Here is a 12,431-nt window from a genome sequence, read left to right as displayed (position 1 = left end):
GTCTTCGCATTCTGAACAGATCGTCACTGCCGGCCTTGGCCGACAATCCACGCATCGTGGCCAGGAACGCGCTTTTGCACGTCGCTCCGACGGATCTGCGTGGATGCCCGGGACAAGCCCGGGCATGACATTGAAAACCTGATGCCCGAGCCCTCTTTCAACAGAGGGCTGACGGCGGGCGCGAACGCCCGCCGTATTGGATCACGCCGACTTCTTCTTGTCGTCGTCGACCTCGGTGAACTCGGCGTCCACCACGTCGTCCGCCGGCTTGGCGGCGCCCTCGGCACCCGGCTGCTGGGCCGCATACATGGCCTCGCCGAGCTTGAGGGAGGCCTGGGCCAGGGTGTTGGTCTTGGCCGTGATGGCCTCCACGTCATCGCCTTCCAGCGTCGACTTGAGGTCCGCCAGGGCCGCTTCGATGGCGCCCTTCTCCACCGCGCCGACCTTGTCGCCATGCTCGGCGACGGCCTTCTCGGTGGAGTGGACGAGGGCTTCCGCGTGGTTCTTGGCTTCCACCAGGGCCCGGCGCTTCTTGTCCTCGGCCGCGTGGGCCTCGGCGTCCTTCACCATCTTCTCGATGTCGGCGTCATTCAGGCCGCCCGAGGCCTGGATGCGGATCTGCTGCTCCTTGCCGGTGCCCTTGTCCTTGGCAGAGACCTGCACGATGCCGTTGGCGTCGATGTCGAAGGTCACCTCCACCTGCGGCACGCCGCGGGGCGCGGGCGGGATGCCCATGAGGTCGAACTGGCCGAGCATCTTGTTGTCCGCCGCCATCTCGCGCTCGCCCTGGAACACGCGGATGGTCACCGCGGTCTGGCCATCCTCGGCGGTGGAGAAGGTCTGGCTCTTCTTCGTCGGGATGGTGGTGTTGCGGTCGATGAGGCGGGTGAACACACCGCCCAGGGTCTCGATGCCCAGGGACAGCGGGGTCACGTCGAGTAGCAGCACGTCCTTCACGTCGCCCTGGAGCACGCCGGCCTGGACCGCGGCGCCGATGGCGACCACTTCGTCCGGGTTGACGCCCTTGTGGGGCTCCTTGCCGAAGAACTGCTTCACCACTTCCTGCACCTTGGGCATGCGGGTCATGCCGCCGACGAGGACCACCTCGTCGATCTGCCCGGCGGTGAGGCCGGCATCCTTGAGCGCGAGCCGGCAGGGTTCCACCGTGCGCTGGATGAGGTCATCCACCAGCGCCTCGAACTTGGCGCGGGTGAGCTTCAGCGTGAGATGCTTCGGGCCCGTGGCATCGGCGGTGATGAAGGGCAGGTTGATCTCGGTCTGGGTCGCGCTCGACAGCTCGATCTTCGCCTTCTCGGCGGCCTCCTTGAGGCGCTGGAGGGCGAGCTTGTCGTTGCGCAGGTCGATGCCCTGCTCCTTCTTGAACTCGTCCGCCAGATACGTGACGAGCCGCATGTCGAAGTCTTCACCGCCGAGGAAGGTGTCGCCGTTGGTGGACTTCACTTCGAACACGCCGTCGCCGATCTCCAGCACCGACACGTCGAAGGTGCCGCCGCCGAGGTCGTACACCGCGATGGTGCCGGCCGACTTCTTGTCGAGGCCATAGGCCAGCGCCGCCGCCGTGGGCTCGTTGATGATGCGCAGCACCTCAAGGCCGGCGATGCGGCCGGCGTCCTTGGTGGCCTGGCGCTGGGCGTCGTTGAAGTAGGCCGGGACGGTGATGACCGCCTTCTCGACCTTCTCACCCAGGAACGACTCGGCCGTCTCCTTCATCTTCTGCAGGACGAAGGCGGAGATCTGCGAGGGGGAATACTTCTTGCCGTCCGCTTCCACCCAGGCATCGCCATTGTCGGCGCGCACGATGGAGTAGGGGACGAGATGCTTGTCCTTCTCGACGGTCGGGTCGTCGTAGCGACGGCCGATAAGGCGCTTCACCGCGAAGAAGGTGCGCTCGGGATTGGTGACGCTCTGGCGCTTGGCAGGCTGGCCGACGAGACGCTCGCCGTCCTCCGTGAAGGCGACGATGGACGGCGTGGTGCGCGCGCCCTCAGCGTTCTCGATGACTTTCGGGGTAGACCCCTCCATCACCGCGACGCAGGAATTGGTGGTGCCGAGGTCGATACCGATGATCTTGGCCATATGGTTCTCTCCTTGTCGGCAGGCCGACCGGGCCCTTTCGGCACCCGCGGGAGATGGCCGCAGGCCCCTCCCGCAACCGATCCGCCGGCCCCCTGAACTTTCGAATTGGGGTTCGTCGCGACAACGACGATCGAGGCGGATATAGGGGGGGTGTTTTGGCGCCGCAAGGCGTGCCGGCTCGCGGTCTGTTCCTTTTTCACGTCCGCGCGAGCCTGCGCGTCATCGCAAAGGACTATCCGATGCCCGCCCCCTCCCCGGCCCCGCTCGCAACCGCCGGCAACAGGACCCGCTCCGCGCTCGTCGCGGTGGACCTGCAGGTGGACTTCCTGCCCGGCGGCCGCCTGGCGGTACCGGGCGGGCATGAGGTGGTGCCGCTGGCAAACCTCGCGGCGCGCCATTTCCCCCATGTGGTGCTGACACAGGACTGGCACCCGCCGGGCCACGTCTCGTTCGCCTCGAGCCACCCGGGCAAGGCGCCCTTCGACGAGATCGACCTGCCCTATGGGCGACAGATCCTGTGGCCGGACCATTGCGTGCAGGACAGCGAGGGCGCCCGCCTGTCCGCCGAACTCGACATTCCCCACGCCCAAGTGGTCATCCGCAAGGGGCACCACCGCACCATCGACAGCTATTCCACCTTCTACGAGGCGGACCGCACCACTCCCACCGGCCTCTCCGGATACCTGCGGGACCGGGGTATCGATACGGTGTATCTGCTCGGGCTGGCGACGGACTTCTGCGTGTCCTGGTCGGCGGTGGACGCCGCCCGGCACGGGTTCGTCACCCATGTGATCGAGGATGCCTGCCGGGCGCTGGACGTGGACGGATCCTTGGCCAAGGCCTACGCCGACATGGCCGCCGCCGGGGTGCAACGGGTGCGGCTGGCCGATGTGATCGCCTGACGCACGGTGACCTGAGCCTCCCCCGGCTCATGCCAATGTCCGACGAGCCTGGCTCATCGTCCATCGGCGAGCCTGCGCGGCTCTTGAGCGAACGCGCCTCGCAGGCCGGAGCCGATCGAATTATTCGTCGAAGGCAGTCATGAGGCCCAGCGGCGCGCCGGTCGCGTCGGCGACGATGGCGATACGGCCGACACCCTCGATGTCGAACGGCGGTCGCACCACCTGACCGCCCTTGGCCTCAAGCAGCGCCACGCGGGCATCCACATCATCCACGCTGATGTAGCCGAACCAATGGGGCGGCACGTAGGGCGGCACGATGTCGGTCTTGTCCATCAGCCCGGCCACCGGCTCGTCGCCCAGCATGGCGACATAATAGGACCGGCCGCCCTCCATGGGCATCTCGCTGAAGGTCCAGCCGAGCACGGCGCTGTAGAAGGCCTTGGCCTTTTCCACATCGTCGGTCATCAGCTCGTTCCAGTAGAACTTCGCGTGCGGTGCCATGGCCTCTCCTGCCTGATGGGCGAGCGCCGGCACCATGCCCCAACAGGCCCGCCACGGCCAGCGATCCGGATAAAATGCTGACCTGGGTCACCGGGCGCCCAGCCACCAGACCTGCGGCCCCCTCTTCCCCCCGCCGCGGGAAAAGGGAGCCGGGGTCATGCGACCATCGCGCTCATTCGATGATCAGGATGATGCGACGGGTCCGGGGCTCCACCAGCGCCGCCTCGGCACCCGGCAGCACCACGTAACGGTAGCCCGAGAGGTCAGCCCCGCCGCCATAGCCACCGCCATAAAGCTCACCCGGATAGACCGGCGTGTTGTAGTCGGCCACGTCGTAGCCGCCCCGGTCGGGATAGCCGACCCCCGGATCGCCCTGGCCGTAATAGACCTGGCCATAATAGCCCGGCCCGTAATAGCCCTGCTGGTAGGTGGCGTAGCGCTGGTAGGTCGGCGCCACGCCGAAGCTCTGGAGCGGGATGCCGGCTGGCAACACCGCCCCCACGGAGGCAACGAAGCCCCCCGGGATCACAGCCGGGGGAACCGGGTGACGCACCACATAACCCTGGATGTACCCGCGTTGGGCCGGCGAGATATACCCTCCGGGTCCCACCACGACGGCCTGTGCCGACGCGGCGCAGACCCCGGCGATCAGCACCGCTATGCCGAGGCCAACCGAACGACCGGCGCTAGCGCAGAGACTCTTTAGGCGGGGATTCATGACGACTCTCCTCTCGATCCCAGCGACCCGAAGACATCCTGCCGCGCCTTTTTGTTCCGACTTAGCTTAATTGTGATATGTAACATATGGTTACTTCCCCATTAAAGCCATGGTCACGCCAAGGGAAAGCTGCCATCCAGTACCTCTGTTTTCTTTGAAACGCTGGTTTCGGAGCGCCTGAAAACATGCCGGTAACGCCCGCTTCCGCGCCGGCCCAAATACCAGCCCATCTGGAGCTGGCCCCCGGCGCCCTGTGGTTTCGCGAGGCGCTGGACCGGGACGCGCAGGCCGCCCTGCTTGCGGACATCCGCGCGGTTCTGGACGAAGCCCCGCTGTTCACGCCGGCCATGCCGCGGACCGGCAAGCCGTTTTCCGTCCGCATGAGCAATTGCGGCCCCCTCGGCTGGGTCTCGGACGCTGCGGGATATCGCTACCAGCCGTTCCATCCCGAGACCCGCGCGCCCTGGCCCGCCATGCCGCCGGCGCTGGCCGCCCTGTGGACCACCTATGCGGCCTTCAAGGCCCCGGCCGAGGCCTGCCTCATCAATTATTACGGGCCGGATGCGCGCATGAGCCTGCATCAGGACCGCGACGAAGCCGACTTCACCGCGCCTGTCCTCTCCCTCTCACTGGGGGACACCGCCCTGTTCCGCATCGGCGGCGAGACGCGGGGCGGCGCCACCCGCTCGATCCGCCTCGCCTCCGGCGATATCTTCCTCTTGTCCGGACCGAGCCGGCTCGCGTTCCACGGCATCGACCGCATCCTGCCCGGCACCTCCACGCTGCTGCCCGAGGGCGGGCGCTTCAACCTCACGCTGCGGCGCGTCAATCCAGCTACCTGAAGCATCGCACCTGTGGCAACGCCCCACAGAAAAGCCCGAATGTCGCCCGAAACAGGTCCTTCGATCCGGTACCAGGGAGCGGAGGCCCTGCCGCCGGGTCCCTCCTCCCCCGCCGGAGCCCTCCATGCGCCTGCTCTTGTCCGCCGTCGTCCTCGCGTTCTCACTGATTACGGCGCCCCTGTCCTCGGCCTTCGCCGCCGATCCGACCTTCCCCCGCGGCTCGGCCATCGGCCTCGTCCCGCCGCCGGGCATGGTGGAAGGGCAGGCTTTCGCCGGGTTCGAGGATCGCGCCCACAACGCCTCCCTGCTCATCGTGGACATGCCTCCGGACGCCTACGAGCAGATCGACGCCGGCTTCACCGACACGGCGCTGGCCGGCAAGGGCATCACCCTCGACAAGCGCGAGGCCTTCCCCCTCAAGGGCGCCAAGGCGGTGCTGTTCACCGGCACGCAGACGGCGGGACCGGTCTCCCTGCGCAAATGGGTGCTGCTGGTGGGCAGCGACCAGCTGACCGGCCTCATCACCCTGCAGGTGCCCGAGAGCGAGGCCGCCGCCTATCCCGATGCCGCCGTTCGGGCCGCCCTCGCTACGCTTGCGATCCGCTCCGTGCCGGACCAGGTGGCGGCCCTGCCCTTCGCCGTCACCAACCTCGCCGGCTTCCGCCCGGTGCGGGCGCTGGCCGGCACCACCCTCATCCTGACCGACGGGCCGAAGGACGTGCAGGAGGGCGTGGACCAGCCCCTGTTCGTGGTCACCGTGGGCGGCGGCGCGCCGCGCGAGGACGAACGCAGCCAGTTCGCGCTCCGGCTCCTGTCCACCCTGCCCGGCGTGAAGGACCTGAAGCTGGAGCGCGCGGAGCCGCAGCGCATCTCCGGCCAGACCGGCTTCGAGGTGATGGCCACCGGCACCGACGTGAAGACCGGCGCGCCGGTGAAGCTGGTGCAGTGGATCCGCTTCGGACCCTCCGCCTATATCCGCATGGTGGGACTGACCCGGCTCGACGCCTTTCCCGACACCTACGACCGCCTGCGGGCCCTGCGCGACGGCGTGGAGCCGCGCTGAGGGCGGCGTTGCGCTTTTCCCCGGCGCGGGATTAACTCGCGGGTCTTAGCTCCCGCGTCCCAACTCCTGCGTCAGGACCACGCCCGATGCCCATGTCCGAGGGCAAGGACTTTCTCGCCGACAGCCCGCTGGCCCTCGCCAGCGGCGCGCCTGATTTCGGCGCCGTCGATGCGGAGGAGGCGTGGATCGCCGTCATCCGCAAGATGGACGAGACCTATGCGGAGCTGGTCCGCCAGCAGGTGGAGCTGGAGGAGAAGAACGCCGCGCTGGAGGAAGCCCAGGGCTTCATCGCCGGCCTGCTCGGCTCCATGACCGACGTGCTCATCGCCTGCGACCTCGCCGGGCGGGTGGAACAGGTGAACCTCGCCGCCGAACGCGTGTTCGGCCAGTTGGCGGACGCCCTCACCGGCCGCCCCCTCGCCGCGCTGCTCGACCCCTCCTCCCCCACCTCGGCCAGCGATGTGCTCGCCACGGCGGCGCGGCGCCAGCGCATCGCCGACCGGGAATTCACCCTCGCCACGCCGGAAGGCCCGCAGGCGGTCTCGGTGAACGGCGCCCTGCGCTTCGACCCGCGCGGACGGCCGGTGGGCGTAGTGCTGGTGGGCCGGCCCATCGGCGAGCTGCGCGCCGCCTACCACGCCCTCGCCAGCGCCCATGAACATCTCAAGCGCACCCAGCAGCAACTGGTGCATGCGGAGAAGATGGCCTCCCTCGGCCGCCTCGTGGCCGGCGTCGCCCACGAGCTGAACAATCCCATCTCCTTCGTCTATGGCAATGCCCACGCCCTGAAGCGCTATGCAGAGCGCCTCATCACCTATCTCGACGCGGTGCATGGGGGCGCCGATGCCGCCGCCCTCGCCCGCACCCGGGGGGAACTGCGCATCGACCGGGCGCTGGCCGACATTCCCGCCACCCTCGCCGGCATGCTGGAAGGCGCCGAGCGGGTGCGCGACATCGTGGCGGACCTGCGCCGCTTCTCCTCCGACAATCGCGAGGCGCGGGAGGTGTTCGACCTCGCCAGCGTGGTGCGCTCGGCGGTGGACTGGGTGGCGAAATCCCAGATGCCGGACCTCGCCATCCGCGTCGCGATCCCGGAGGGGCTGGAGGCGGTGGGCCATCCCGGCCACATCCATCAGGTGCTGATGAATCTCGTCCAGAACGCCGTGGACGCGCTGGAGGGCCGGCCCGACCCGCGCCTCCACATCACCGGCGAGCGGCTCGGCGGCCCGGACGGCGAGCGGGTGGCGGTGCGGGTGCACGACAGCGGGCCCGGCATCCCCGAGGACATCCTCGGCCGCATCTTCGATCCCTTCTTCACCACCAAGGCGGTGGGCAAGGGCACGGGGCTCGGCCTTTCCATCTGCTACCGTATCGCCGAGGAGCATGACGGCCGGCTGGAAGCCGCCAACCACCCGGAGGGCGGCGCCGTCATCTCCCTTATCCTCCCGTCAGGGGCCCGGCCATGAGCCCCCTTGCGCACGAGCCCTTCACCGTGCTGTGGCTGCAATCGGGCGGCTGCGGCGGCTGCACCATGTCGCTCTTGTGCGCTGAGGCCCCGGACCTTGCCGCGACGCTGGCGAGCGCGGACATCCGCTTCCTGTGGCACCCGACCCTGTCGGAGGAGACCGGGGACGAGGCCATCGCCCTGTTCGAGGCTGTGCTCGCGGGCGAGGTCCGGCTCGATGCCCTGTGCATCGAAGGGGCGCTGTTGCGCGGGCCGAACGGCACCGGGCGCTTCCACACCCTCGCCGGCACCGATACGGCCACCATCGACTGGGCGCGGCGGCTGGCGGCGGTTGCCGAACATGTGGTGGCGGTGGGCACCTGTGCCGCTTATGGCGGCGTGACGGCGGCCGGCGTCAATCCGGCCGATGCCTGCGGCCTGCAATATGACGGGCGCCGTCCCGGCGGGGCGCTGGGCGCGGCCTTCCGCTCCCGCTCCGGCCTGCCGGTGGTGAATGTCGCCGGCTGCCCCACCCATCCCAACTGGGTGACTGAGACTGTGATGCTGCTCGCATCCGACCTCATGCGGGCGGAGGACCTCGACAGCTATGGCCGCCCGCGCTTCTACGCCGACCACCTCGTGCACCACGGCTGCCCGCGCAACGAATATTACGAGTACAAGGCCAGCGCCGAGAAGATGAGCGACCTCGGCTGCATGATGGAGCATCTTGGCTGCCTCGGCACCCAGGCCCATGCCGACTGCAACACAAGGCTTTGGAACGGCGAGGGCTCCTGCACCCGCGGCGGCCACGCCTGCATCAACTGCACCGCCCCCGAGTTCGAGGAGCCGGGCCATGCCTTCCTCGAAACCCCGAAGATCGGCGGCATCCCCGTGGGCCTGCCCACCGACATGCCCAAGGCGTGGTTCATCGCCCTGTCGTCCCTCGCCAAGGCGGCGACCCCGGACCGGCTGAGGCGCAACGCCACCGCCGACCACGTGCTGACGCCACCTGCCGTGCGGGATATCCGCAAGCGATGAGCACAGAGACCAAACGGCTCGTGGTGGGGCCGTTCAACCGGGTGGAAGGCGACCTCGAAGTCCGGCTCGACGTGGCCGACGGGGAGGTGCGGCAGGCCTTCGTCAATTCGCCCCTGTTCCGCGGTTTCGAGCGCATCCTGGAGGGGCGCGACCCGCGGGACGCCCTTGTCATCGCGCCGCGCATCTGCGGCATCTGCTCGGTGTCACAGTCCCATGCGGCGGCGCTGGCGCTCGCCGGCCTTGAGGGCATCGCGCCCACGGACAATGGCCGGGTCGCCACCAACCTCATCCTCGCCACCGAGAACGTGGCGGACCACCTCACCCATTTCCACGTCTTCTTCATGCCGGACTTCGCCCGGGCCATCTATGAGGACCGCCCGTGGTTCGCCACCGCCGCCCGACGCTTCAAGGCGGCGCAGGGCGAGAGCGTGCGCCGGGCACTCGCCACGCGGGCGACGCTGCTTCACGTTATGGGCCTGCTCGCCGGACGCTGGCCGCACACGCTGGCGATCCAGCCGGGGGGCGTCGCCAAGGGCGCCGACGCGCGGGACCAGATGCGCCTCATCGCCACCCTCGGCGCCGTGCGCGCGGACCTGGAGGAGCGCCTTTATGGCGCCCCGCTGGAACGGGTGGCCGAGATCGCCGACGTGGCGGAACTGGAAGCATGGCGGCAGGCGGGGCCGGACGGCGACTTCCGCCTGTTCCTCGAAATCGCCGCCGACCTGGATCTGGCCCGCCTCGGCCGCGCCCACGACCGCTTCCTCTCCTACGGCGCCTATGCGCTGGACGAGGGCCGGCTCTACACCGGCGGCACCTTTGCCAACGGGCGGGCCAAAGGCCTCGACCCAGCCGCCATCACCGAGGACCACAGCTTCGCCCGCATGGAAGGCCGGGAGGCGCCCCACCAGCCCTTCGAAGGCTCGACCTTCCCCGATGGGGCGGACGAGACCGGCTACACCTGGTGCAAGGCCCCGCGCCTCTCCGGCCTGCCGTTCGAGACCGGTGCCTTCGCCCGTCAGGTGGTGGCCGGCCATCCCCTCGCCCGCGACCTTGCGGCGAAGGAGGGCGCCAACGTGCGCGCCCGCGTCGTCGGCCGGCTGGTGGAGACGGCGCGCACCCTCATCGCCATGGAAGGCTGGGTGCGCCAGCTTCATCCCGGCGCGCCCTGGTGCGCGCAAGGCGCGATGCCGCAGGCTGGCCGCGCCTTCGGCCTCACGGAAGCCGCGCGCGGGGCGCTGGGCCACTGGATGGTGGTGGAGAAGGGGCGCATCGCCCGCTACCAGATCATCGCCCCCACCACCTGGAACTTCTCGCCCCGCGATGCGGTTGGCCAGCCGGGGCCACTGGAAACGGCGCTGGTGGGCGCCCCCATCCGGCAGGGTGAGACCACGCCGGTGAGCGTGCAGCACATCGTGCGCTCGTTCGACCCCTGCATGGTCTGCACGGTGCATTGAATCTCATGGGAACCGAGGTCGCTGGCGAGGAGATCGAGGTTTCCGGCATCGTGCAGGGGGTGGGGTTCCGCCCCTTCGTCTATCGCCTCGCCCGCCGGCTGGGGCTGGGCGGCGACGTGCGCAACGCCGGCGACCGCGTCATCATCCGCATCGCCGGCCCGGCTTCCGCGCGCGATGCCTTCGCGGCGGCGTTGGCGGACGAGGCGCCCGTGCTGGCGCGCGTGGAACAGGTGACGCGGCGCCCGGCTCAAGTCCCGGACGGTCCCTTCCGCATCATGGAGAGTGCGGCGGGCACGGTTTCGGTGGGGGTGGTGCCGGATGTGGCCACCTGCCCTGCCTGCCGAGCCGAGATCGCCGATCCCAAGGCCCGGCGCTTCCGCTACGCCTTCACCAACTGCACCGATTGCGGTCCGCGCTTCTCCATCGTCACCGGCCTGCCCTACGACCGCCCGGCCACAACCATGGCCGGCTTTCCCATGTGCCCCGCCTGCCGCGCCGAATATGAGGACCCTACCGACCGCCGCTTCCACGCCCAGCCCATCGCCTGCCCGGACTGCGGCCCGAAGCTGTGGCTGGAGGGCGACGACGCTGCCGGGGCCGACCCCATCGAGCGTGCCGCCGCCCTGCTGCGCTCCGGGCAGATCCTCGCGATCAAGGGTATCGGCGGCTTCCACATCGCCTGCGACGCCATCAACGCGGACGCCGTCGCCCTGCTGCGCGCCCGCAAGCAGCGCCCCACCAAGCCGCTGGCCGTGATGGCGGACATGGCCACCGCCCACGGCCTCTGCCTCATCACGCCGGAGGAGGAGGCGGCGCTCGCCCACCCTTCCGCCCCCATCCTGCTGCTATCCCTGAAGCCCGGTGCGCCACTCGCGCCAGGCATCGCCCCGGGCCAGCGCCATCTCGGCGTGATGCTTCCCTATACGCCCCTGCACCACCTGCTGCTGGCCGCCGTGGGCCGCCCGCTGGTGATGACCTCCGGCAACCGCTCCAGCGAACCGCAGATCTTCCACGACGACGAGGCCCGTGACCGCCTCGCCGGCATCGTTGATGCGTTCCTCATGCACGACCGGCCCATCGCCCGCCGCCTCGACGACAGCGTGGCGCGCCATTTGGCGGGCCGGCTGCGGATCATGCGGCGCGGCCGCGGGCTCGCCCCCATGCCGCTCACCCTGCCTGCCGATTTCGCCGATGCCCCGCCCGTGCTCGCCCTGGGCGGGGAGCTGAAAAGCGCTCTCTGCCTGACCCATGGCGCCAAAGCACTGCTCTCCCACCATCTCGGCGACCTGGACGAGCCGGCCACGGGCGACGCCTTTGAGACCGCGCTTGCCGATTACGCCGCCCTCTTCGCTCACAAGCCGGCGGCGGTAGCTGTGGACCTGCACCCGGACTACCGCGCCACCCGCCTCGGCGAGGATATGGCCGCCACCCGTGGCCTGCCGCTTGAGCGGGTGCAGCACCACCATGCCCATCTGGCCGCCGCCATGGCCGAGGCCGGCTGGCGGCGGGCGGACGGGTCGGTGGTGGGCATCGCGCTGGACGGCCTCGGCCTGGGCGAGGACGGCACCGCCTGGGGCGCCGAAATCCTTGTGTGCGATTACCGCACCAGCCGCCGGGTAGCCCGGCTCGCGCCCATCCCGCTGGCCGGAGGAGACGCGGCGAGCCGGGAACCGTGGCGGGTGCTCCTGGCCCATCTCGACCGCGCGCTGGGGCGTTCGGCTGTGGATGGCGACCCGCTCCTCGCGGCGCTGTTCGCCGGCAAGCCGCTCCTGACCCTGCGCGCCATGATGGACAAGGGGCTGAACGCGCCCCCGGCCTCCTCCGCCGGCCGGCTGTTCGATGCGGTGGCGGCGGTGCTGGGCCTTGCGCCCGACCGCCTCAGCCACGAGGGTGAGGCGGCCATGGCGCTGGAGGCGGCGGCACAGGAAGACGCCCCGCCCTACCCCTTCGCCTTTCATGCTGAGGCTGTCCCGATCGAGATCGACCCCGCCCCGCTCTTCAAGGCACTGGTGGACGACCTCCACGCCGGACGGCACGCCCCCGCCATGGCCGCCGCCTTCCACGCCGGCCTCGCCGAAGCCTTCACCGGGGCGGCGGCGCGGGTGGCGAAATCAGAAGGCCTCACCGCCGTCGCCCTGTCCGGCGGCGTGTTCCAGAATGCCCGGCTGCTGGAAGAAACGGTGCGGCGGCTTGAATCCTTCGGCCTCACCCCGCTGGTGCCCGGCGACGTACCGGCCAACGATGGCGGCCTAGCCTTCGGCCAGGCGGTGGTGGCCGCCGCCCGTCTCATGGGATGAGGGCTGGCGCCCGGTCTCTTCAGTCACACCCGCCCCGCGTCCCGGTTTTCGTCCCGCGCGAGCGGGGCTATGGTG

10 protein-coding genes are annotated in these 12,431 nt (G+C 69.8%); 7 read left to right on the top strand and 3 right to left on the bottom strand.

Features of this window, described 5'->3' with window-relative positions; all coding sequences use genetic code 11:
* Positions 1-201: 201 nt before the first annotated feature.
* A complete protein-coding gene (gene dnaK / locus V5F66_RS15115) occupies positions 202-2,097 on the bottom strand; it encodes a molecular chaperone DnaK (RefSeq protein WP_011996008.1) in 1,896 nt (631 codons plus the stop codon).
* Between the two features lie 239 nt (positions 2,098-2,336).
* Here dnaK and pncA point away from each other — a divergent pair, with 239 nt between their 5' ends.
* Positions 2,337-2,999 (top strand): bifunctional nicotinamidase/pyrazinamidase, encoded by a 663-nt coding sequence (pncA, locus tag V5F66_RS15110; RefSeq protein WP_394094158.1) that lies wholly within the window; start codon positions 2,337-2,339, stop codon positions 2,997-2,999.
* A 120-nt stretch (positions 3,000-3,119) separates the two neighbouring features.
* Here pncA and V5F66_RS15105 read toward each other — a convergent pair whose 3' ends face one another.
* Both V5F66_RS15105 and V5F66_RS15100 read right to left on the bottom strand, forming a co-directional pair.
* Positions 3,120-3,500 (bottom strand): VOC family protein, encoded by a 381-nt coding sequence (locus tag V5F66_RS15105; RefSeq protein WP_011996006.1) that lies wholly within the window; start codon positions 3,498-3,500, stop codon positions 3,120-3,122.
* Positions 3,501-3,672: 172 nt separating this feature from the next.
* Positions 3,673-4,218 (bottom strand): hypothetical protein, encoded by a 546-nt coding sequence (locus V5F66_RS15100; protein WP_011996005.1) that lies wholly within the window; start codon positions 4,216-4,218, stop codon positions 3,673-3,675.
* Between the two features lie 185 nt (positions 4,219-4,403).
* Here V5F66_RS15100 and V5F66_RS15095 point away from each other — a divergent pair, with 185 nt between their 5' ends.
* From V5F66_RS15095 to hypF, 6 genes are all read left to right on the top strand, one after another.
* The gene (locus V5F66_RS15095; protein ID WP_394094157.1) at positions 4,404-5,060 is read left to right on the top strand and encodes an alpha-ketoglutarate-dependent dioxygenase AlkB family protein; all 657 of its coding nucleotides are present in this window, start codon (positions 4,404-4,406) and stop codon (positions 5,058-5,060) included.
* Between the two features lie 124 nt (positions 5,061-5,184).
* Positions 5,185-6,123: a hypothetical protein gene (locus V5F66_RS15090; RefSeq protein WP_394094156.1), complete on the top strand. Its 939-nt coding sequence runs from the start codon at positions 5,185-5,187 to the stop codon at positions 6,121-6,123.
* 86 nt (positions 6,124-6,209) lie between these two features.
* Positions 6,210-7,589 (top strand): sensor histidine kinase, encoded by a 1,380-nt coding sequence (locus V5F66_RS15085; RefSeq protein ID WP_393999697.1) that lies wholly within the window; start codon positions 6,210-6,212, stop codon positions 7,587-7,589.
* Positions 7,586-8,605, top strand: coding sequence for an NADH-quinone oxidoreductase subunit B family protein (locus tag V5F66_RS15080; protein WP_394094155.1), 1,020 nt, complete (start codon positions 7,586-7,588; stop codon positions 8,603-8,605). Before V5F66_RS15085 ends, V5F66_RS15080 begins: the two co-directional genes overlap by 4 nt.
* Positions 8,602-10,059, top strand: a complete 1,458-nt coding sequence (locus V5F66_RS15075; protein WP_394094154.1) for a nickel-dependent hydrogenase large subunit — start codon at positions 8,602-8,604, stop codon at positions 10,057-10,059. The genes V5F66_RS15080 and V5F66_RS15075 overlap by 4 nt, the downstream gene beginning before the upstream one ends.
* 5 nt (positions 10,060-10,064) lie before the next feature.
* Entirely contained in the window at positions 10,065-12,356 is a 2,292-nt protein-coding gene (gene hypF / locus V5F66_RS15070) for a carbamoyltransferase HypF (RefSeq protein WP_394094153.1), read from the top strand.
* Positions 12,357-12,431 lie beyond the last annotated feature (75 nt).

The sequence above is a fragment of the Xanthobacter versatilis genome, assembly GCF_043193975.1.
Taxonomy (GTDB): Bacteria; Pseudomonadota; Alphaproteobacteria; order Rhizobiales; family Xanthobacteraceae; genus Xanthobacter; species Xanthobacter autotrophicus_E.
Note: the sequence above shows the minus strand (reverse complement) of the source record. Positions and strands in the feature narration are given on the sequence as shown.

Coding starts and splice junctions, on each gene's coding strand:
- dnaK (WP_011996008.1), bottom strand. CDS start 2,097: ATGGCCAAGATCATCGGTATCGACCTCGGCACCACCAATTCCTGCGTC.
- pncA (WP_394094158.1), top strand. CDS start 2,337: ATGCCCGCCCCCTCCCCGGCCCCGCTCGCAACCGCCGGCAACAGGACC.
- V5F66_RS15105 (WP_011996006.1), bottom strand. CDS start 3,500: ATGGCACCGCACGCGAAGTTCTACTGGAACGAGCTGATGACCGACGAT.
- V5F66_RS15100 (WP_011996005.1), bottom strand. CDS start 4,218: ATGAATCCCCGCCTAAAGAGTCTCTGCGCTAGCGCCGGTCGTTCGGTT.
- V5F66_RS15095 (WP_394094157.1), top strand. CDS start 4,404: ATGCCGGTAACGCCCGCTTCCGCGCCGGCCCAAATACCAGCCCATCTG.
- V5F66_RS15090 (WP_394094156.1), top strand. CDS start 5,185: ATGCGCCTGCTCTTGTCCGCCGTCGTCCTCGCGTTCTCACTGATTACG.
- V5F66_RS15085 (WP_393999697.1), top strand. CDS start 6,210: ATGCCCATGTCCGAGGGCAAGGACTTTCTCGCCGACAGCCCGCTGGCC.
- V5F66_RS15080 (WP_394094155.1), top strand. CDS start 7,586: ATGAGCCCCCTTGCGCACGAGCCCTTCACCGTGCTGTGGCTGCAATCG.
- V5F66_RS15075 (WP_394094154.1), top strand. CDS start 8,602: ATGAGCACAGAGACCAAACGGCTCGTGGTGGGGCCGTTCAACCGGGTG.
- hypF (WP_394094153.1), top strand. CDS start 10,065: ATGGGAACCGAGGTCGCTGGCGAGGAGATCGAGGTTTCCGGCATCGTG.